The 23122-nt window shown below is 41.6% G+C and carries 17 protein-coding genes; 12 read left to right on the plus strand and 5 right to left on the minus strand.

Going from position 1 to position 23122, the window contains the following annotated elements:
* Positions 1 to 41 precede the first annotated feature (41 nt).
* From AC13CS_RS02445 to AC13CS_RS02460, 4 genes are all read left to right on the plus strand, one after another.
* Positions 42 to 2894 (plus strand): TonB-dependent receptor, encoded by a 2853-nt coding sequence (locus AC13CS_RS02445; RefSeq protein ID WP_293169384.1) that lies wholly within the window; start codon positions 42 to 44, stop codon positions 2892 to 2894.
* A 148-nt stretch (positions 2895 to 3042) separates the two neighbouring features.
* Entirely contained in the window at positions 3043 to 5532 is a 2490-nt protein-coding gene (locus tag AC13CS_RS02450; protein WP_293169382.1) for a hypothetical protein, read from the plus strand.
* Positions 5533 to 5539: 7 nt separating this feature from the next.
* Positions 5540 to 6262 (plus strand): toxin-antitoxin system YwqK family antitoxin, encoded by a 723-nt coding sequence (locus AC13CS_RS02455; protein ID WP_293169380.1) that lies wholly within the window; start codon positions 5540 to 5542, stop codon positions 6260 to 6262.
* Between the two features lie 386 nt (positions 6263 to 6648).
* Complete coding sequence (locus AC13CS_RS02460; RefSeq protein ID WP_293169378.1) at positions 6649 to 8079, plus strand: DASS family sodium-coupled anion symporter; 1431 nt, start codon at positions 6649 to 6651, stop codon at positions 8077 to 8079.
* Between the two features lie 445 nt (positions 8080 to 8524).
* Here AC13CS_RS02460 and AC13CS_RS02465 read toward each other — a convergent pair whose 3' ends face one another.
* Positions 8525 to 9247, minus strand: coding sequence for a hypothetical protein (locus tag AC13CS_RS02465; protein ID WP_482888343.1), 723 nt, complete (start codon positions 9245 to 9247; stop codon positions 8525 to 8527).
* Positions 9248 to 9513: 266 nt separating this feature from the next.
* Here AC13CS_RS02465 and AC13CS_RS02470 point away from each other — a divergent pair, with 266 nt between their 5' ends.
* From AC13CS_RS02470 to AC13CS_RS02500, 7 genes are all read left to right on the plus strand, one after another.
* Positions 9514 to 12015 (plus strand): zinc-dependent metalloprotease, encoded by a 2502-nt coding sequence (locus AC13CS_RS02470; RefSeq protein ID WP_293169374.1) that lies wholly within the window; start codon positions 9514 to 9516, stop codon positions 12013 to 12015.
* A 160-nt stretch (positions 12016 to 12175) separates the two neighbouring features.
* On the plus strand, positions 12176 to 12370 hold the full coding sequence (locus AC13CS_RS02475) for a hypothetical protein (RefSeq protein ID WP_293169372.1): 195 nt from the start codon (positions 12176 to 12178) through the stop codon (positions 12368 to 12370).
* 703 nt (positions 12371 to 13073) lie between these two features.
* Positions 13074 to 13673: a transcriptional regulator gene (locus AC13CS_RS02480; RefSeq protein ID WP_293169370.1), complete on the plus strand. Its 600-nt coding sequence runs from the start codon at positions 13074 to 13076 to the stop codon at positions 13671 to 13673.
* A complete protein-coding gene (locus AC13CS_RS02485; protein ID WP_293169368.1) occupies positions 13670 to 14395 on the plus strand; it encodes a DUF3307 domain-containing protein in 726 nt (241 codons plus the stop codon). The genes AC13CS_RS02480 and AC13CS_RS02485 overlap by 4 nt, the downstream gene beginning before the upstream one ends.
* A gap of 105 nt (positions 14396 to 14500) precedes the next feature.
* Positions 14501 to 14896 carry a thioredoxin domain-containing protein gene (locus AC13CS_RS02490; RefSeq protein ID WP_293169366.1) on the plus strand — a complete coding sequence of 132 codons (396 nt, stop codon included), beginning with the start codon at positions 14501 to 14503 and terminating at the stop codon, positions 14894 to 14896.
* A 292-nt stretch (positions 14897 to 15188) separates the two neighbouring features.
* Complete coding sequence (locus AC13CS_RS02495) at positions 15189 to 16727, plus strand: DUF748 domain-containing protein (protein WP_293169364.1); 1539 nt, start codon at positions 15189 to 15191, stop codon at positions 16725 to 16727.
* 481 nt (positions 16728 to 17208) lie between these two features.
* Complete coding sequence (locus AC13CS_RS02500; RefSeq protein WP_293169362.1) at positions 17209 to 18771, plus strand: AAA family ATPase; 1563 nt, start codon at positions 17209 to 17211, stop codon at positions 18769 to 18771.
* A gap of 95 nt (positions 18772 to 18866) precedes the next feature.
* Here the strand turns inward: AC13CS_RS02500 and AC13CS_RS02505 are convergent, their stop codons facing one another.
* Complete coding sequence (locus tag AC13CS_RS02505) at positions 18867 to 19163, minus strand: hypothetical protein (protein ID WP_293169360.1); 297 nt, start codon at positions 19161 to 19163, stop codon at positions 18867 to 18869.
* A 159-nt stretch (positions 19164 to 19322) separates the two neighbouring features.
* Here AC13CS_RS02505 and AC13CS_RS02510 point away from each other — a divergent pair, with 159 nt between their 5' ends.
* Complete coding sequence (locus AC13CS_RS02510; RefSeq protein WP_293169358.1) at positions 19323 to 19517, plus strand: helix-turn-helix domain-containing protein; 195 nt, start codon at positions 19323 to 19325, stop codon at positions 19515 to 19517.
* A gap of 124 nt (positions 19518 to 19641) precedes the next feature.
* Here the strand turns inward: AC13CS_RS02510 and hemL are convergent, their stop codons facing one another.
* The 3 genes from hemL to AC13CS_RS02525 form a co-directional block, all read right to left on the minus strand.
* The gene (gene hemL / locus AC13CS_RS02515) at positions 19642 to 20919 is read right to left on the minus strand and encodes a glutamate-1-semialdehyde 2,1-aminomutase (protein WP_293169356.1); all 1278 of its coding nucleotides are present in this window, start codon (positions 20917 to 20919) and stop codon (positions 19642 to 19644) included.
* Between the two features lie 451 nt (positions 20920 to 21370).
* Positions 21371 to 22216 carry a glucosaminidase domain-containing protein gene (locus AC13CS_RS02520; protein WP_293169352.1) on the minus strand — a complete coding sequence of 282 codons (846 nt, stop codon included), beginning with the start codon at positions 22214 to 22216 and terminating at the stop codon, positions 21371 to 21373.
* Positions 22213 to 23118 carry a pyridoxal-phosphate dependent enzyme gene (locus AC13CS_RS02525; RefSeq protein ID WP_293169350.1) on the minus strand — a complete coding sequence of 302 codons (906 nt, stop codon included), beginning with the start codon at positions 23116 to 23118 and terminating at the stop codon, positions 22213 to 22215. The genes AC13CS_RS02520 and AC13CS_RS02525 overlap by 4 nt, the downstream gene beginning before the upstream one ends.
* Positions 23119 to 23122 lie beyond the last annotated feature (4 nt).

Genomic DNA, 23122 nt, shown 5'->3' on the forward strand with positions numbered 1-23122 from the left:
TTCCAGCAGCTACCCCAATAATCTTACTAAAATCTACTTATATGAAAAGAATGAAACTAACATTCCTTTTTGTGCTGTTGGTATCGTTTGCTGGCAAGGCACAAGAGGTAACCGGAACCGTTTACGACGACCAAAATGTACCTTTGCCGGGAGCTTCGGTCCAAGTAAAGGGCACCACAACGGGAGCCGTCACCGATTTTGACGGCAATTACACCATTGAAGCAAGTACAGGTGACATTCTAGTGTTTTCGTACATTGGCTTCAACGCCCAAGAAGCAACCGTAACCGGAAGTACCTTGGACATTACGCTACAAGCAGGGCTCGAACTGGAAAACGTTGTAGTGGTTGGTTCCCGTAATGCCAACAGAACGGCAACGGACACCCCAGTTCCCGTAGATGTTTTGGATGTCACCGAATTGACACAATCCACTCCACAGGTCACCGTTACTGAAATTCTGAACTATGCGGCGCCATCATTCAGTTCCAATCCGCAATCCATTTCCGATGGAACCGACCACATTGCCCCAGCCTCCTTGCGTGGACTTGGGCCCGATCAGGTTTTGGTACTCATCAACGGTAAAAGAAGGCACAAAACAGGACTCGTAAACGTGAACGGGACCTTTGGTCGTGGTAGCGTGGGTACCGATATGACCACCATTCCATCCAACTCCATTGCAAGAATAGAAATTTTACGTGATGGTGCAGCCGCCCAGTATGGCTCCGATGCCATTGCAGGGGTCATCAATATTGTGCTAAAAAACAACGTGAACGAATTGCAAGTGGATGTCAATACAGGGGCCAACTTTACCAGCGAACACGGTCCGGACAAAAATGTGGATGGAGAAAAGGTAAGCCTCGGATTGAATTATGGCCTACCTATTGGAAAAAATGGTGGATTCATCAATTTTACGGGGAATTTTAACCACAGAGGATCCACCAACCGTATGCAAGAGTGGGAAGGTTCCATTTTTAATGCCTATAACTCCATTGAGAGAGTTGCTGCTGCCGACAACTATGACACATCGCTTCTTTTAGATGATGACATAACGGATATTTTTCAATATGCAGGCACAGCAGGAATTACTTTAAACGGTGATGAAACCAAAGAAGAATTGCAGGGAATCTTGAGTGAAGATGTTACAGAATCTGAGTTATTGGCCAGAGGATTACAAAGAAGCGACTTCAATATGCAGGTAGGGCAATCCAAAGTAAGGGGCGCTCAGTTTTTCGCCAACCTTTCCATTCCATTGGACGAAAATCTGGAACTCTACGGTTTTGGTGGGTTGAGTTTTAAAAATGGTAAAGCCGCTGGTTTCTATCGCTTGCCGAATCAATCCAGAACCTATTCCCCGGCCTATCCCAATGGTTTTTTACCGGAAATCAACTCCAACATTATGGACCAATCGGCCGCCTTTGGTATTAAGGGAATGTTGGGCGATTGGAATATGGATTTTAGCAATTCGTACGGAAAAAACGAATTCATGTACTACGTTACCAACTCCAACAATGCTTCCATGGGCAACTCCACCCCTTTTGAAGCAAATTCCGGCGGGTTCAACTATAGCGAGAACACCACCAATTTTGATATGAGTCGCTTTTATGAAGACACCATGGCGGGCTTGAACATTGCCTTTGGTGCTGAGTATCGCGTGGAAAACTACGGCATTGTCGCGGGTGAAGAGATTTCTTATACGCAGTACAATACTTTGGGCAATCCTCACGATCCAACCGACCCCAACTCAGTTGTTCCCACGGACTTTTTTGGTAGTTCCAGACCAGGAGGCATACAAGTATTCCCCGGTTTTAAACCGGACAATGAGGTAGATGCCTATAGAAATACCATTGCCGGATATTTTGATGTAGAAGCCGATTTTACCGAATCAATTTTGTTGAGCGGGGCGATCCGTTATGAAAACTTCTCCGATTTTGGGGGAACCCTCAATTATAAACTGGCCACTAGAATCAAAATTTCGGACAACTTTAACTTTAGGGGTGGCGGACAGACCGGGTTCAGGGCCCCTTCCCTGCACCAAATCCACTATAGCTCCACCTCAACATTATTTGATGGTGGAATTCCGAACGAGGTCGGTATTTTCCCCAACACCTCAAGGGTTGCCCGTCTGTTGGGCATTGAGCCTCTCAAAGAAGAAACTTCCATTGGAGCCACCGCGGGTTTTACCGCCAGAGTCCCCAGTGCCAATCTTAAATTTACTTTGGACGGATATCTCATCAACATTGATGACCGTGTGATTCTTACCGGACAGTTTGATGATAACGGAAATCCAGAATTGGCCAACCTGTTCCAACAAGCCAACGCCACCCAAGCAGCTTTCTTTGCCAATTCGGTAGATACACAGACCTTGGGCTTGGATTTTGTGGTTGACCACAAAGCGAACATTTCAGATAATGTTTCATTAACAAACACCTTGGCTTTTACCTTTTCTGAAACAAGTGTGGAAAAGGTTAAAGTTCCTAAAGCCATTGCCGATGCGGGCTTGAGCGACACCTATTTTGACCCTACCAGTAGAATTTATTTGGAATCTGCCGTGCCAACTACCAAAGGAAATCTTTCCCACAATGTAAAAGTGGGTGACAACTGGAATTTCTTTTTGAGGAATGGCTACTTTGGCGAAGTAAGGGAAGCTACCAACGAAAATGATCCTACTATTGATTATACGTTTGGCGCTAAAGTAATCACTGACCTTTCCATAGGTTATAATATTTCAAGCAATACAAGATTCACGCTCGGAGCAAACAACCTTCTTGATGTTTATCCGGACAAGAACGACCCTGCTTTTAGATCGGACGGACGGTTTATCTACTCCAGAAGGTCCGTTCAATTTGGAACCAATGGACGTTATGTTTTTGGAAGGTTGACCTTCAAGATAAAATAGGATAGTTTTTAATTTGAGACATTTGATTGACCCTTCACCCGCCTACCGAATCGGTAGGCGGGTTCTCACAGTGACAAGAACTCGGACATCCAACAAAAATTGAACAAATACGGCTCTTCCCAAGACCTGCCCCTAAATATACCTACTTATGAAAACACCATATTTTAAAAAGCATTTCGTCTTTGTCCTATTCACTATTCAGCTACTAATGGGAGGAGGTAAAGTTTTAGCCCAGATTTACCCCGTACAGGTCACTCCGCAAATGGTACCGCCTTACAGCTTTAAACTATCCGATTATACCACAACGACCCAAGAAAAACTGGTGGTCAACCTATTGCTCAAGGATGCACAAGAATCTGGACGACAGGTTCGCTTGAAAATGTTCGTCGAAGGTCCTGGCATCAATTTCCAATCGGTGGACTTTGTTTCCGGTGCGGTGCCCATTGTGTTGGACGGAGGCATCAACCAACGATTGACGAACCTTGATATCCAACCCTACTTCAACCTGAACAATCTGGTAGGGATAACCCCCAAACAGTATGGCCAACAATTGCCCGAAGGGCAGTACCGTTTTTGTTTTGAGGTGTACGACCAATTTTCGGGCCAGCGTATATCCAACCGTAGCTGCGCCAATGTCTATTTGGTGCTGAACGACCCGCCCCTGCTCAATGTGCCCTTCCGTGGCGATCTGGTAACGGCACAGGAGCCGCAAAACATCATTTTCAATTGGACCCCAAGGCACATCAATGCCCCTGCGGTACAGTACGAGTTTACCCTAAAGGAACTTTGGGACACGGGCATGGACCCACAGGCCTCCTTTTTGGCCAGTCCGCCCTTGTACCAGACCACCACTTATGCCAACACCCTGCACTACGGGCCCGCCCAAATGCAACTCTTGGAAGGCAAAACGTATGGTTGGCAGGTAAGGGCCTTTGTGAGCGATGGCATCACGACCACAAGCCTGTTCCGAAACAACGGATTGAGCGAAATTTTCCATTTTACCTACCGGGCCGATTGCCCGCCGCCCCGTTTTGTGCTGTCCGAGGCCGAGAACTCCCAAACGGTAAAGATCAACTGGCAAATGGGGGAACATCTGCGCTACAGGGTGCAGTACCGCAAAAAAGGATATGGGGACAACGATTGGTTCGGTTTGTGGTCGCAAGGAAACGAGGCCACCATCCGCAATTTGGAGGTGGGCACTGTTTACGAGTTCCGTGTGGGCGGCGATTGTGGCCCCCTCCAGACTTCCCCCAATAGCGGAGGAGTTGGACTCGCCTATTCCGCCATACACGAGTTTACCACCCCCACCGAGGACGAGATGGCCTACTACAACTGTGGCATCCCGCCCGAAGTGGAGATTGCCAACCAAGACCCGTTGCTGAATTTAGGGGTAAACGAGGTGTTCATGGCGGGGGATTTTCCTGTTACCGTGGTTGAAGTGCAGGGAAGCAATGGCCATTTCTCGGGCTGGGGATATATCACCCTGCCTTTTTTGGAAAGTATCAAGGAAGCGGTCGATGTGGCCAATATAGTGACCCAAGGAGCTGTAAACGTGGGCAAATTCAGTCGAATACAAATAGAGTTTGACAACATCAAGATCAATACCGATTACCAATTGGTGGAGGGTATGGTGGAGACAAGTTATGACCCGAATAGGTCGGGTATCGTGGATGTGGATGAAGCGATTGAGGATATAGGTCAATTGTTATCCGAGCTTTTCTCTAGAAAAGAAGAGCTCTTAACTGAGCTTTCTGAGGCTCAAGGTTTTAATGAACAACAAAGCATCATCTCCCAAATCAATAATTTAGAGGTGACCATAGACCAGCAAATAGACCAAATACCCAACAAGGAAAATCTACCACAGGAGTTGCAGGACGAACTAGAAGCTTTGAAACAGGAGGGGAACATAGTTTCCAATGAAACGCTTTCTTCTCAAGAAATAGAGGCCATTTCCACTGCTGATGCCGAACGAAGGGAGCGGATACAAGAGATTGCCACTATTGCTATGGACGGTTTAAGTTCTGAAATACCCAAATATCAACTATTTGGAATAAGCATAACTGGCGATGTGATGAAACTAAGTTTTGAAACGGAGAGCTTCAATTTTATAACTGGATATGGAGAAGACCCCACTGCACTTTATAAAATAAAGTATAAAGCATTTTATTCGACTTTTAAAGGGTTAGGTAAAGCCAAACAACTGGAATTACTGAAAAGATTGAAAATACCTGCTAAACTAGCTAACAAAATGGCTTCTCACCCTATATCCCCAGCAGCAGCTATAAGCAGTATGACTAGAGCTGAAATGGAAGGATTAAAAGCTCTTCCAATCTTTGGGGATCTTGTGGAAGTAATTTTCTCAGATTTTGAAAGTGATGGAAGGGCTATTGATAATATGATAAAATGGGATAATGTTAGGGAAGATTTTTATACAATGATAAATTCAGAGACCCTAGATGATGTTATTATGATTTATACTAACTTGAATCTCTATGAAAAAACAACAATTAATACTTTAGAAACAGAAGTTTCGGATTCTAGATTTCCATTATGGGACTATAAATATGTTTACTATGGCACCCAATATGGAGAAACACTCCATATATTCGGAAGATACGACAATCCATTAAGACAATAAGAAGGGTATGAGAGCATCACTTAAAATAGCGGCATTCGTGTTATTTATAATAGTTAGTTGTAATTATAATGGTGATACAATAATTGAAAAATATTATCCTAACAATGTTTTAAAACGGAAATACACTCTTAATTCAAATGGGGCAATGAATGGATTGGACTCTACCTTTCGCATAGATGGGACACTAAAAGAAGTATGCTTCTGGAAACAAGGTAAATTAAGTGATAGCATAGTGAAGTTTGATTATCAGGGTAATGTTTCAACAATTGGAAAAATAAAGGATGAAACACTCATTTTTTATCGACTAGATGGAACAATTGAAAGTGAAGTAATGTTATTGAATGGTTTAAAGAATGGATTGGAAGTTCATTATAATGCTGATGGAAAAATTGTAGGGTTTAAAAGCTACAGGAACAATCTTGACCATGGGGTACTAATTCAGTTTAATAAAAACTTGACCCCAAAATACATCAAGCAGTTAAAGAGTGAAGACACAGGAGAAATTTTGACAAGCCACTACAATAATGGGCTATTAAAAACATTTAGGATATATGATAACGAGGATAATGGTTATAGAATCTTATTTCACCCAAATGGAGCTCTTAAATCAATAAGCCAAATTAAAAGTGGTAAATCAAATGGGCTAAAGTTCTCTTTTACTGTCAATGGGCAGTTAATCAGTAAGGACAACTATGAGGATGGAGAAATAAGACCTATTTTAAAAAAATAGGAAGTGGAAGAAATTTTGAAAATTATCTTGGAGCTACTGTATGGTAACAAAAAGTTACTTTTCGTTTTAAGTATTATAATAATTGTAGTCTTCATTATTACACTAATACTGTTTGACTAGTTCTCAAATAGCGAGAGCGTCCCGCTCGGAGCAAACAACCTGCTGGATGTTTATCCGGACAAGAACGACCCTGCCTTTAGATCGGACGGACGGTTTATCTACTCCAGAAGGTCCGTTCAATTTGGAACCAACGGACGTTATGTTTTTGGAAGGTTGACCTTTAAGATAAAATAAAGCTGTCATTTTATAGATGTTTGATACTGAAGCCCCATCACGGGGCTTCTTTATTTTTATCTTTTAACAAAAAATCCTAGCTTAGAACCCCAATGGAACTAAGCAAAAAAATTGGGCTGGTCCTAGGACCGGTTGCCTTCTTCATTTTGAATTTTCTGCCCTTTGAACTTATATCGGAAAAAGGCGATCCTGTAATTTCTGTAGCGGCCTGGATGCTGATTTGGTGGATTACCGAAGCGGTCTCTATTTCTGTTACCGCACTCCTACCCTTACTTTTGTTACCTATTTTAAAGGTGTTACCCATTGCAGAGGTAGGAGCCAATTATGGCAGCCCTATTGTTTTCCTCTTTTTTGGAGGATTTGTAATGGCGTTGGCACTGGAAAAGGTGAATCTTCATAAGCGAATAGCCCTAAATATTATCAGATTGACTGGCACAACCCCCAACAAGGTGATTTTAGGCTTTATGATCGCCACCGCCACTTTGAGCATGTGGATCAGCAATACGGCCAGTACTGTGGTAATGTTGCCCATAGCTATTTCCGTTATTAATTTATTGATCAACGATAAAGATGGATTTACAAAAAACGATCAAAATTTTGCCCTGAGTGTCATGCTGGGAATCGCCTTTTCCGCAAATGCGGGAGGAATCGCCACAGTAATCGGAACACCGCCAAACTCTGTATTGATAGGACTGTTGGAGAATGAATACAACACAGAAATTTCATTTTTAAAGTGGATGACGATAGGTTTGCCATTTTCCATCATCATGGTCGGGATTTGTTATTTGGTACTGGTAAAATGGATGTTCCCCAACCGTGACCTGAAATTCAATGCTTCCAAAGAAGTGATTCATACTGAACTGAAAAAACTTGGCCCGACCTCCGGTAAGGAAAAAATGGTGCTGGTTATTTTTGGCGTAACAGTCTTTCTATGGATTTTTAGAACCTTGATCAATGGCATTCTTCCCCAATTGGGACTTACCGACACCATGATCAGTATTTTTGCAGCCATTGCACTTTTCGCCATACCCTACAACATCAAAAAAGGTGATTTTATCATTGTATGGAAAGATACTTCCAGACTGGCATGGGGCATATTGATTTTGTTCGGTGGGGGACTGGCCCTGGCCCAAGGCATGTCCGCTAGTGGTATTGTGGATTTGGTTGCCAATGGCATTGCCCAAAGCGAAATAAGTATTTTGTTCACCGCTGCCCTTTTGATTTTTCTAATGTTGTTTATGACCGAGTTGATGAGCAACGTTGCCTTGGTGGCCGTTCTGGCTCCTGTGGTAGCGGGTATAGCCATTGGTCTGGATATTCCGATGTTGCATTTATTGATTCCTGTAACCATTGCCAGTAGCTGTGCTTTTATGCTTCCCATGGCCACACCGCCCAATGCCATTGTTTTTGCGAGTGGCTATGTTAAAATTCCACAGATGGCACGTGTTGGTGTATTGCTCAACCTGATTGCAGTAGTGTTGCTTATTTTGGTGTTCCAGTTTGTGATTCCGCTATTGTTCTAAACTAAAAAATGCCCCTCCGGGCGGAAGGGCATTTTCACAAACTAACTAACTCAAAAAAATGTAAGAAACTAACTTAATCAACGCTACCCACTTTTGCACAAGTGGAACGTAACTCTTTGCTAGGTACAAAGTTACAACCCTTTTTTGTGAATTTTATTGTAATTAGTTTTTTGTTAACGCAACAGTTAAACCCCGTAAATGATTCTTTGTTGTGCGTTTGCACATAAAGGATGCAAAAATTTTAGTAAAACCCACAAAAGGCTGAATAATCTGCATTCTAAAAATCGTTTTACTAAAAATAATTCCGTCTAAAAAGATGATGTTATTTTTTTGTTAACCAGACATTTATAAGTTTTCATTAACAAGAATATGCTACCAAACAAAAAACCCCTCGTTCGAGGGGTTTTTATAGCTAACTCAAATAATTCGTAAAATGATGAACATTTTACTGTATTGACCCTGAGTATAGGTCAAAATCTTCTGGGAGATACTTAGAGGTATCGAAACCCAAATCTATTTCTTCGTCTTCCATGTAGTTAACGGAAGTGACTGCAATTACATCGGTGTAAGGATCAAAGCCTTCTGGCAATAGATACTTGCTGTTTACTCCCAATACAAGTTCAGTTTCCTCCTCTACATAAGGAATTGACTTTAAATCCACATATACTTCATAAGGAGAAAAACCTTCGGGCAAGTAATCTTTGGTATCAAAACCTAAATCCATATCCTCTTCCTCCATGTAATTGATAGCATGTTCATCCACCACATCTGTGTAGGGATCAAAATTTTCCGGCAAGTACTTTTGGGTATCAAAACCTAGCGCGGGTTCAACTTTGTTCTCGAAGTATATGATGGAATTCAAATCAAAATAGTTTTTGTGAGGGTCGAAGCCCTCGGGAAGATAATCTGCTGTATCAAAACCCAGGTCAACCTCTGGCTCTTCCTCTAAATAAACTATTTCGTTCAAATTCAATTCATACAAGGCGTAACCTGCCATCTCTGAAGTTGAATCGTTTAACTCAGCACTAATGTTCAATGTGGTTAAACTGGTTTCTAAACTACCTGAAGTCTCGGATTGCACCTCGACAACCTTGGTATTTTGCTGATCGTTGGCTATGGCGGTACTACTTAATAATACACTACCATAAATTAATAATAACTTGTTCATTTTTTGATTGAATTTTATGATTGATGTTATGCCTATAAGACTATCCTAGTTGCAAAATGTTACAGTATTTAGGAATTTTTCACAAAAATTAAACACCCCTTGAGCCCAGCAATACGGGGCAATACAGCTCAAACCATCAGTAAAAGACAGGACTCCCAAAGGTTGGGGCATTCCGTTAAAAAAACGACCGTTAATATTTATTTAACAGTTAGTTCTCACGAATTTTAGGTTCTTTGAATCTTCTTAGTTATTCAAACAAACCTATAATGATCAAAAATTTACTACCTCGACTAATTTTAGTTGTTATTCTTCTGGGAACCCTCCAAACCACGGAGGCCCAACTTTTCAAAAAGAAAAAGAAGGACACCGAGCAAAAAAAGGACGATAAGTCCAAATCGGATGATATTAAACCTTATGACAAGGTAATTACCAAAGATGCAAAAACGGATAAAGGCCTTTTTAGCGTACACACCGTAGATGACAAACATTATTACGAAATCCCCGATTCCTTGTTCAATCGCGAAATGCTCATGGTGAGCCGAATCTCCAAAACTGCCACAGGAATTGGTTTTGGTGGGGGAAAGATCAACACACAAGTGCTGCGTTGGCAAAAAAAGGACAAAAAAGTATTGGTGCGTGTAGCTTCTTACGAAAATGTGGCTGCGGATTCATTGCCTGTCCACGAAGCTGTGGTCAACTCCAACTTTGAGCCCGTACTCTTTTCTTTTGACATCAAGGCCATCAACAAAAAAGATTCCTTGAACCCTGCAACGGTAATAGAAATAGACCCTTTGTTCACCAAGGATGTAAAAGCCCTTGGTTTTCCCAATGGTTACAGAAAAAGATTTAAAGTTACCCGTATGGATGGGGACCGAAGCTATATCGAATCCATCAAAAGTTATCCCTTGAACATTGAGGCACGCCATGTAAAAACATATTTGTCCAGCGACCCGCCGAGCAATTCCAGCTTGGGTTCCATTTCTTTGGAAATCAACAATTCCATGATCTTATTGCCCAAAGAACCCATGAAGCGTCGTTATTTTGATCAACGTGTCGGTTGGTTCGCCAGAGGGCAGGTAGATTACGGATTGGATGCCCAAGAAAGCAAAACCGTGACCTACTTGGATCGTTGGAGACTTGAGGTTAAAGATGAGGACATTGAAAAATTCAAGGCCGGCGAATTGGTAGAACCCAAAAAACCCATTGTTTATTATGTGGACCGTGCAACTCCCAAAGAATGGGTGCCCTATATAAAACAAGGAATTGAGGATTGGCAGGTTGCATTCGAAGCAGCTGGCTTTAAAAATGCAATCATTGCCAAAGACCCACCTTCACCCGAAGAAGACCCGGAATGGTCCCCAGAGGATGTTAGATATTCGGTGGTACGTTATTTGGCCTCCCCTATTCCAAATGCCAATGGTCCGCACGTGAGCGACCCAAGGAGCGGGGAAATTTTGGAATCCGACATTAACTGGTACCACAATGTAATGAGCTTGCTTCGCGGTTGGTATTTTGTACAGACTGCCGCCATTAATCCCGATGCACAAAAAACACAGTTCGAAGAGGAGATTATGGGCCGCTTGATACGCTTTGTATCATCCCACGAAGTGGGGCACACTCTTGGATTGCCACACAACATGGGAAGTAGTGTAGCTTATCCCGTAGATTCTTTGCGTTCCGCCAGTTTCACCCAAAAATATGGTACGGCTCCATCCATTATGGACTATGCCCGTTTCAACTATGTGGCACAACCTGGTGACGAAGGTGTAGCTTTAATGCCAAACATCGGCATTTACGATAAATATGCCATCAAATGGGGATACAAACCTATTTTGGACAAAACCGCAAAGGAAGAAAAACCAATTCTAAATGATTGGATTTTGGAACATGCCGGAGATCCCATGTACCGTTTTGGTCACCAACAAGTGGGCGACATTCACGATCCAAGCTCCCAAACCGAGGATTTAGGGGACGATGCCATTAAAGCTAGTTTGTACGGCATTGAAAACCTAAAGCGTATTGTTCCCAAATTAATCGATTGGACTACCGAGGACGGTGAAAACTATGATGATCTGGAAACCATGTACGGACATGTGACCGCACAGTTCCAAAGATACATGGGGCACGTTTCCAACAACATTGGAGGTGTTTACGAGTATCACAAAACCGCTGATCAAGAAGGTGCCGTTTATACCCATGTGAGCAAAGCGCATCAAAAAAATTGTATGGCCTTTATGCAGGAACAGTTGTTCGAGACTCCTGAGTGGTTGATTGACCAGGATATTTTCAACAAAATTCAATATTCGGGGTCTGTGGAGCGTATCCGTTCCATGCAAGAACGCTACTTGAACACCATGCTGCAATTGGGCAAATTGGCACGAATTATAGAAAATGAGACCTTGAACGGTGATGATGCGTATGGTTTGGTTGAAATGATGCGCGACCTCCGCAGGGGCATCTGGTCCGAGACCCGAAGTGGCAAAACAATAGATACTTATAGAAGAAACCTTCAAAAAGCACATATTGATCGTTTGGAATATTTGATGACAGCGGATGATCAAGATAAATTGCCTGATTTTGGCGGTTATAGAAAATCCACGCCCATCAATACAAGCCAATCCGATATTCGTTCGGTGGCGCGCGCCGAGCTCAATAACCTTAAAAGAGATATTAGAGGTGGCCTCGCCCGGATATCCGATACCATGAGCCGATACCATTTGCAAGATGCCCTGGAACGTATAGACCTTATATTGGAGCCTACTAGATAAATACTTTTTTAGATAAGTACAAATTGTAAAGGTGTAGCCGATTCGTTTATCGGTTACACCTTGTTTTTTTTCCCATACACATCCAAACATAGCCGTTTCACAACAAATCGCTGAGATTCCCATTCGGTTTGATTACTTTAGTAATTCCAAATCTCACATCATGAACTACAAAACAAAAAGCTTAATCTACTTTTCCTGTTTCGTGGCTGCAGCTACCTTATATTATGTAATGGATCAGCGCGACGATTTCCAAGATCAACTCAATTCAAAAACTTACGTCGAGACCCATTTCGAGGATGCCGACGATTATACTGATGAGTCTATAGAAGACGATTTGGAAGAAGAAAACAAATAACTTCCCCCTATTTATTAATCAACTACCACGGGGCAAGCCTGTCTGCCGACAAAGGCAGGCCCACAAAGTATTCAAACGAAAAAAGATTAATTCATTTCGACTTAGAACGTCGGGGAATAAAACCCTCAATGAGAGATTAAAGGCTTCACGAACTACGTTGTCATGACCAAAACTTTGGACACGGTTTTGTCCAAAGAATAAATCATTAAAGCTCGAACATAAAAAGTTATTGGCTATCCCCAACTAAGCGCCGAATAAAGTAGCCCCATCACAAACAGAGCACACCGCCTTAACATTGAATTTTACCAAGGCACCACAAAACATGCTGCATGAGGTTGATTTGGAAAAAGACCCAATATCAGGATAAAGAGGTAGAACAAAGAAAAGCGTACACCTTGAGTCGGTAAAACGACAAAAGATTGTACCGTACAAGTACCAATAACTAGACTTGAAAAAATTTTACAATCGCAAAAAGTCTATGCACCACGGCAATAAAAAAATGCAGGAGAGAGGGAGAAGAGGATAGTGTTTTTTGTTGATTTAAGAAGCCGCATCCGCCATGGTTGCGGTTTCTTTTTATCCGCATTTTTACAGATATATTTGATTATCTGCTATTAAACAGATATATTTGATTATCCATCAATTAACAGATATTTTAAATTATCTGTTAAAAAGCAGATAATTTGCTCTAAATTGAGAAAAAATGGTTGCTATTCTTACAGGGGATATCAAAAATTCAACAGAATACAAAACAGCCAAATGGCTGCCCGTGCTAAAACAGGCCCTGGGCCATTATGGTAAAGAGCCCACGGAATGGGAAATATACAGGGGAGACAGTTTTCAGTTGCAGACGGCACCGGAACGGGCATTGGAGGCATCGGTGTACATAAAGGCATGCATTAAGCAAACACGCGGATTGGATGTTCGCATCGCAATCGGTCTGGGAGAAAAAACGTATGATGCAGGAAAAATAACGGAGTCCAATGGCGGTGCTTTTGTACATTCAGGTAAATGTTTCGAAAACCTCAAAAAACTAAACTTGGCCATAAAAACACCCAATAAAGTATTCGACGAACACATCAACCTGCTCCTAGAACTGGCTCTTTTGACTATGGACAATTGGACCCCGGCCATCTCAAAAACGGTAAAAACCGCCATGGAAAACCCTGATTTGAATCAAAAGGAGCTGGCATCAATACTCAACAAGTCTCAAGGGAACATTAGTGAAGAGCTAAACAAAGCAGGATTTGATGAAGTCCAAAAAATGATTCATTTTTACAGAACCCAACTCGCACAACTATGACGCTTTTAGCCCTAAAATTGATACTCGCCCACTTTTTGGGAGACTTTGTCCTACAACCCGCACATTGGGTAGCGCATAAATTAGCTAAGAAGGGTAAATCCAAATATCTATACTTTCATATTGGAGTACACGTATTGGTGCTGTTGATCATATTGCAATTTCAACACGTGGGCGCCATCCTTTTTATTGTTGCGACCCACTATTTAATAGACTTGGGGAAACTACACCTTAGCAACCCAAAAAACTACCGTTGGCTCTTTGTGGCGGACCAAGTACTGCACCTTTTGGTGCTGGGGGGAGTGTTGTACTGGATATCTCCCTTTTCGTTGGACAGTACCGCAATTTTTACTGAAAGTTCACTTTTATTGATTACGTTTTTGGTCTTTGTCACTTACGTATCCGGTATTGTTATGCGGATGTTGTTGGCCCCTTATATTGATGAAGTTGCCAAGGACGACGAATCTGGGGAAGGTGGCTCCCTTAAAAATGCCGGGACCTACATTGGTATGCTAGAACGACTCTTTGTATTTGGTTTTATTTTGATGCAGCAATGGGCCGCGATAGGTTTACTGATCACGGCAAAATCCGTGTTTCGGTTTGGCGACCTTAACAAGGGAAAAAACCGAAAGTTAACGGAATACGTCCTTATCGGCACCCTTCTAAGTTTTGGCCTGGCCATACTTTCGGGCATGTGCTATCTATATATTAAGGAGCAACTTTAAACGTCTTTTTATCTTCTTTTACGACACGAAAAAAATGGATTGGGTTAAGCCCTATCATCATAAATATTTTATTTTATAGTAAAAGATATTTAAATGAAGGACGATATGGGAGTAATATCAACAAACAAACGGGAAATAAAGCTTTTTTACAATGCAGAGACCAGTGTGGGCATGCAGACCTTGGCTTATTTAAAAGCTTCCGAGAAAAAAATATTGGATGTGGACTTGTCGAAGACCAAGGTAACGGGCACCCAATGGACCGAACTTGCCAAGCTATTGGACAAACCCATTAAGGAACTCATCAATATCGAGCATCCGGATTTTATGAAGGAATACGGAAAAACACACGACCTCCATGGCGATGAGGATTGGCTCAAAGTTTTGGTGAACAATCCCAAGGTGGTAACCCAACCTATACTGGTGAACGGAGATAACGTCATTCAAATAGATACCCCTTCAAAAGTTATGTCCTTCTTGAAAGAAGAAGAAGAAAAAGACTAACCCACTACTCCCAAACGTACATATAATAAACCACTATAGTTTTGAAGTTCATAGTTTTAAAGAAAAGAATGAAATTCTTTGCCATCTGGTATCAAGTCCTCCCTTAATCCCTCCAAAGGAGGGAAACTTCTCCCCTTGGGGAGACCGGAGAGGGGACTATGCATAAAATTTATAGAAACTAAAGTAACTGCAATAAAATCTGACTACCGTTGGGCAAGTTTGCAGGCCTGACTGCCGGCAAAGGCAGGGTCTTAACCTTTAACTAGAAAAAAAACACACCATTAAAATAGCTATGCCGCAATCAAAAGTTTTACGCTACATAAAAATTGCGGTCGGAATCATTTTACTGTTGATTTTGGCAGGTGTGGCAGCTCAACTATTTTTCACCAACAAAATAAAAGCGGTACTAAACGATAACGTGCCCGAAGAACTAGACTTCAGCTATGCAAATTTGAGCACCAACGTACTTTTGGGCAAAATTAGTTTAACCGATGTGTCTGGCAATTCTCCCAAAAAAGACATCGATTTTAAAGCGAAATCCGTTACGGTTTCCGGTTTGCACTATCTGCCCTTGTTTCAAAATGGCGATATTACCATTGCCAACCTTACTGTGGAAACGCCCAGTATCACCTATCATCAAAGGAAAAAGGATAGCACATCAAAAGAGAAAGGAAAAATTCCATCCAAAAACATCAATATTGAAAACTTTAGCGTCCATAAAGGAACTTTTAAGATGCTGAGCCAAACATCGGATAGCTTGGCCACACTACAAGGCATTGAATTTACCCTTTCCGATATCAACTTTAACCAAGAGACATCTACACAAAATATTCCCTTTACCTATGGTGAATACCAGCTCCATGCCGAAAAAGGGTACTACGATTTAGGTCCGTTGGAATTTATCGAGTTTCAACAAATGCAATTAAACCCATATGATGGCCTGTTTCAGCAAGTGGTATTGCGTAGTAAGTATAACAAAGCGGAACTTTCCAAAAGACTTCCCCACGAACATGACCATTACGACCTCACCATTGACAACCTAATCTTAAAAGATTGGGATTTTGGCATGGAAAACGAGCTTCCCTATTTCCACTTGGGCCATATACAATTGCAGGAACCGGTTTTTCATGTGTACCGCGATAAATTGTTGCCGGACGATACCACACACAAAAAACTGTACAATCAAGCACTGCGCGACCTTAAGTTGGACCTTCAGGTGGATTTTATTCAAATTTCCCAAGGACTGGTTACCTACGAGGAGCGTTTGGAAGCCGATGTAGACCCCAAAAACCTGAGCTTTACGGATATTGAAGCCACCATAAACAACTTGCACAGCAAAGGCAGCGGTATGGTTGTCGTGAATGCAAATGCCAAGCTCATGGGCAATGGCCCCTTTACCTTGGATTGGTCCTTTGATCCCCTGAGCAAGTCCAACGATTTTTTGGCTACAGGTTCCCTTATAAATTTTGAATCGGAAAGTATTAGTCCGTTTTTAAAGAGCAATTTCAATGCCGAGGTAAAAGGCACCATACAACAAATGTTTTTTACCATTAGCGGGAACGAGCAGGAATCGCAGGGCGATATGAAGATGAAATACGACAAATTTGAGTTCACTGTGCTAAAAAAGGACCGTTTGGGCGTAAACAAGTTGCTCACCGCTGTGGTAAACCTGTTTGCAAAGGATGGTCACAAAACGGACAAGGACGGCTTCCGCCACGGAAATTTTAAAGTGGAACGCAACCAGGACAAATCCTTTTTTAATTATTTATGGATCAACCTAAAAGAAGGCCTAATGGACACCATGACGGGACGTGGTAAAAAGCGGAAATGACTTTTGGTGTTTGGTGTTTGGTGTTTGGTGTTTGGTGTTTGGTGTTTGGAAAACAAGCCAAATTTTAACAGAGCATAGGTCATTTTCAACTTTTAATTTTCAACTTCCACCCCACCCTTGACCCGTAAACCTTTTAACTTTTACCCTTCGTCCTTTTCACCCTTCACCCTAAATTGTTCATTGTTCATTGGTGACTGTTTATTGTTTATTGTAAACTGTTAATTGCTCATTGTTTATTGACAAATGTCAACTGTTCACTGCAAATTGTAGAAAATCCCCAGTTTTTTTGAGGTTTTTGCGCAATGGCATTTTGTTAACATTTGGTAATTTGCGATTCGCAGCCCCTCCCCCAAGAACTTTAGAGCAACCTTTTATGCTTTGCATAAATAAAGATGAATACATTGGCTACCTCCCGATTTGGGTGTATAGCGATATGCTTTATGCTTCAATAAACAAGTTAGGCAACATAAAAAAGTAAACTTTGGAATTACAAAATTTAAAAAAGGATAAGAAAAAACTACTGAATTATAACCCTTCTGTTTTTAATAATGCCGAAAATAGTTTTACTCATTTCGTCACGAAAATTAAAATTTCAGAATTTAGACATATTCAGAATCTTGAAATAAATTTTGAACATCCAATAACCGTAATTAGTGGAACTAATAAGATTGGAAAAACTAGCATATTGCTCTTGATTGCTTGTAGTCACTATAATTTTTTACGTATCGATTCCACCAAGCCGACATCTACATTGAGAAGACATACTTGGAAAGATGTACTTCAATTTACGAATTATGAAACTAGTACTAGAGACTACGAATATCAATTAGAATGGAGAGTTGGAAATGAACCAAGAAAGGGAAAATCAAGAAGGTTACATACAAGTAAGTCCTGGAGTGGAGTTGGCAAGGCGTCAAGAGACCCGAAAAGAAAAAATGCTCAAATCCGAAACCGTGATGTGAGATTTATAGATTTAGAGAGAATTTTACCTGCTAGAAATGTATCCAATAGTTTACTAAGAAAAATATTATCTGCACCTCAAACAAGAGTAAGTCCAGAAGTAGAAGAATCATTTCAATACATATTTTCATTACCAAATGCTATTGAAATATATGAGATTGGCTCACATATTAACAAGAAGGCATTTCTATTAAAAAATGGAATTGAAGATTACTCTAGCTACAACGCTGCATCAGGAGAAGAATCAGTGTTAAATATCCTACAAGAAATAATTGACAGTCCTAAAAACTCTTTAATCTTAATTGATGAAATAGAGGCAGGATTTCATCCTTATATTCAAAGAAGAATTGCGGATATTATACATTATTATAGTTGGAGAGACAAAAAGCAATTCATAATAACAACTCATTCCCCTACATTAATTTCCGCATTTAATTCAAAATGTAGAAAATTCATAGAACCTAAAGATAGTGGAGAAACAAAGTGTATTAGTAAAATTTCAGTAAATGCTGCTTTTTCTAAAATGGATTCAAAAGCATATCCATTGTTAAATCTCTATTGTGAAGATGATATAGCAAAATTTATATTGAGAGAACTTTTAATGAAGCTAAACTCAAAATATAAGTACTTTGATAGGCTTGTTAATATTATTGAATCGGGACCAGCAAATATGGTTAAGAACGATTATGACAGACACAAAAAGAATTTCCCTCAAATGAGACTAAAGATTGGATATGCTTGTGTTTTCGATGGCGATTATAAAAATAAACCAGACTATTCTAAATATCACAACAATCCTAATGAAAAAAGTTTTTTTCTATACCCATTCACAGCACCCGAAAAATTTCTAGTAAAAGCTTATTTAGACGAAAACCCAAATTCTGTTATTCAGTCTGCATTAACCATAAGTGACCATCATACCTTATTCTTAGAAATGGTAAATGAAGGGTTGGCTTCTGATGAAAAATCAGCTTTGTCAAAATGTTGGGCTTCTTTCGAAAAAACTGCAGAATTCAGAAAACTTGAAAACACATTTAATGAATTTATAACAAATATCGTAACTGATTTTACAACAATAAATTAATTACGTTCCTTAACCAAAATGTATAGTGCATACCCTGTGGCTACGCACCATCCATAAACCGTTAGGAAAAATGCCTGCGCACGTGTTTGCGGGAATCAACAGCACTCCAAACACTGTGACAATTTTTTGTAACAGCACTCCGCAACAGGCAAAAGATGTTCTCCCAAATAAGTAATTGGATACTCAGTAGCTTTATCCAAGCAACTACCATAGATTTCTACAAAGTTTTCCATTTTCTTGGGTGGCACTTCCATAAGCTCGGCTACAATGGTCATCAAATCCAAAGCATACAGCCCGCCATCATCCAAACCCATTTGCCTTAAATGTTCCGTAAGCTGGCTATGTTTTAAATCTTGCTGTATAAGCCGTACTGCTAAGGGTTTGCTATGCATTACAAATAAATATTATTGTATTTCAATATAAATTTATATCGTTTTATATTATTTCACAACATTTTAAAGTATTGTATTTTGCTATACGATAAATAAACAGTTTGTGATATGGTACAATTTCATATTACAAAGTAATATGTTCATGTATCGCTTTTCCTTATGAATAGAATTAAAGAGGTATTGAAACAACAAGGTAGAACCCAAACGTGGTTAGCGGAGCAAATCGGTAAAAGCTACGTAGTGGTCACCAATTACTGCAATAACAATGCCCAGCCCAGCATTCCTGTATTGCGACAAATCGCCAAGATACTGGACGTGGATGTACGGGAACTCTTGGTACCAACTAAATCTTAGCCATCATTTCGCTCCCATTCATCATTTCTGACACTGTACCATTGTCCCCTTGAGGGGACCTTAGGGGTGTTTTGGGAAAGTGCCTCTTTTAGATTTCGCCGCTACGCTTCTTCGAAACGGCAGCTTAAAATACGTTGTTTACCGCCTCAATCGTCCTATCCAAATCGGCATAACTGAGGGCATCGTTTAAAAAGTAGCTTTCAAAAGCAGAGGGCGGTAAGTACACCCCGTTCTCCAACATTCCATGGAAATATTTCTTAAAAGTATCGTTGTTACCCTTTGCCGAGCTGGCAAAATCCACCACCGGTTCGTCCGTAAAGTGTACGGAGATCATACTGCCATATCGGTTAATTTGGTGTGGCATCCCTTTTTTGGTCAATACCATGGCAATACCCTTGTGCAGATACTCCGTTTTTTCGGCCAAGCTGGTAAAAATTTCAGGCTTATCGTTCAGCGCGGTAAGCATGGCCAGTCCCGCACTCATGGCCAAAGGGTTTCCACTCAAGGTTCCCGCTTGGTACACGGGTCCATCGGGGGCCAAATGCGCCATAATCTCGGCTCGGGCCGCAAACGCCCCTACGGGCAATCCACCCCCGATCACTTTTCCGAACATTACAATATCCGCATCAATGCCCAAGGCTTCCTGTGCGCCTCCTTTTCCGAGACGAAAGCCAGTCATTACCTCATCAAACAACAACAAAATGCCTTCTTGGGTGCAGAGATCGCGCAATCCTTGTATAAATTCTTCTTTAGGGATAATACAACCCATGTTCCCTGCTACGGGTTCCAAAATAATGGCGGCAATTTCACCTTTATTTGCCTCCACCAAGGCTTTTACCCCTTCCAAATCGTTGTAATCGGCCAGTAGTGTGTCCTTAGCTGTGCCCTGCGTTACACCAGGGCTGTTGGGGCTACCAAAGGTAACGGCACCACTCCCCGCTTGTATCAAAAAAGAGTCGGAATGACCGTGGTAGCAACCTGCAAATTTGATGATCTTGTCCTTGCCCGTGTACCCGCGCGCGAGGCGTACCGCACTCATACAAGCTTCGGTACCACTGTTCACAAAACGGATTTTATCAATGTTCGGCACCATGGACACCGCCAGTTTGGCGATTTCGGTCTCAATTTCGGTGGGCGTTCCAAAGGAAGTTCCCTTTTTAGCCTTATCGATTACCGCATTGATCACCGGCTCGTACGCGTGACCCAAAATAAGGGGTCCCCACGAAGCAATATAGTCGATAAGTTGGTTGCCATCTTCATCGTACAGGTAGGCGCCTTTGGCCTCCTTGATAAAAATAGGGTCGCCCCCCACCGCTTTAAACGCTCGTACAGGTGAGTTTACTCCTCCAGGGATGTATTTTTTGGCCTCTGCAAACAAGGTGCTGCTTCGTTGGTAAATCATATATGTTCTATGTCATTCCCGTACTTCGACTATGCTCAGCATAGACTCCGACAGGAATCTTTTTTATTATTCTCTTACTTGTCATTCCTGCGTTCGCAGAAATCCATTTTAATCAAGTGGATTCCGCATCGTGCTTCTACTTCGCTCAGCATCCGTGCGGAATAACATTCGTGCCGCAAAGGTAATGAGGATAATACTTTCTTGGAAGTCAATTTTGTCATTCCTGCACTAAGGCTATGCACTGTATAAACTTTGGCAGGAATCTGTTTTTATTGCTTGTCATTCCTGCGAAAGCAGGAATCCATTGTACAACCAATTGGATTCCGCATCGTGCTTCGGCTACGCTCAGCATCCGTGCGGAATGACATTCGTGCCGCAAAGGTAATGAGGATAATACTTTCTTGGAAGTCAATTTTGTCATTCCTGCATTTCGGCTATGCTCAGGGCACAATTACTGCGTCACCCGAATGTTGAGCACCTGCCCTACGGAAATAATGTTATCATTTAAATTGTTGAGGCGGCGAAGCTCATCTACCGAAATATCGTAGCGTTTGGAAATGGCATACAAGGTGTCGCCCCTTTTTACGGTATGGGTAAATATTTCGTATTGTCTGGGTTCGCGCACTATGGGCAAACCGTTTTCCAATACCGCTTCATCGTATTCATAAAGATTGTAGTTCTCTATTATGGAGATTAACTTTTGTGGGTACTTGCGATCGGTAGCATACCCCGCTTGTCGAAGTCCATGTGCCCATTTTTTGTAATCGTCCCGTTTGTAGTTGAACAAAAACGCATAGCGTGAACGCGTGGACAGAAAAATACTGTGGTCGCGGAAGGAGTACATCGGGTGGTTGTACTTGCGGAAACATTCCCCCTTGGCATCATCATCATGAAAATCAAATTCGCCCTGCCAACCCGTGTGACATTTGATCCCAAAATGATTGTTGGTCTTTAGCGTAAGTTCGCCTCTACCAGAGCCGCTTTCCAAAATACCCTGGGCCAGGGTAATACTGGCGGGAATGCCAAAGGCACGCATTTCGTACTGGGCAATTTCGGCAAAGGTTTCGATATAATCTTTGGTATCGGAAATAGGAAAACGCTCAAAACGCCCCCTATCTTCGGGCATGGGATACAGATCCCGCACCTCTTCGGTCTCTAAATCCTTAGTGCTGGTGGCAGGTCTTTCGCTGTTCACCACAACGGGCGCACCCTTTCTTTGGGTTGACCTTCTTTTTTTGGCACCACAGCTAGAGAGCAAAAGTGCCGCAATCAATACATATATTATTCGCCTGATCATACCTCCAATAACGGTAAATTTTTCTTCTTCAGTATTTGGTTCATACCTTTTATTCCTTGTAATCCCCCTGTATGGATGGCCAAGATTTGGGTTTCTGGTGGAAAAACATCCCTTTTTACAAGGTCAAAAATACCAAAAAGCATTTTTCCCGTGTAAATAGGATCCAAGGGAACCCCAGTTTCCTTCCTAAATTGGTTAATGAACCCGACCAAATCGCAATCCACCTTGGCATAGCCCCCAAAATGATAATCAGTTACGAGTCTCCAACGATTATTATCGGCAAATGTACGAATCTCCTCGATTAAAAAATTTCCCTTTAACGCGGGGAACCCCAAAACTGTTTGATGCTGTTGGGATGCGTTGATGAGACCTGCCACGGTGCCGCCTGTACCCGCCGCACAACAGATGTAATCGAATTTTGCATCAAGCTGCGTTAAGATTTCCGCACATCCCTTTACCGCCAAAGCATTGGTTCCACCTTCGGGCAACAAGTAAAAATCCCCAAACCGCTCTTTTAAATTTTGAAGAAATGATGCTTCACTTTTGAGACGATAATGACTTCGGGATACAAAATGGAACTGCATTCCGTGTTCGTGGGCCAATTTTAGGGTCGGGTTGTCCTGCCACTTGTTTTCCAATTCTTCGCCCCGAATCACGCCAATGGTTTTTAGGCCTTGTTCATGTCCCGCATAGGCCGTGGCCGCAATATGGTTGGAAAAAGCTCCACCAAAGGTGAGCAGGGTATCTTTACCTCTTTTTTTGGCTTCGAGCAGGTTGTATTTGAGTTTACGGTATTTATTGCCCGAAATTAAGGGATGGATGGTATCTTCCCTTTTGATGTTGAGGGTAACTCCCTTTTCTCGGAGAAGAGGAATATCTATATGCTGATTGTGAATATTCAATCCA

The sequence above is a fragment of the Flagellimonas sp. B-3 genome, from assembly GCF_056857835.1.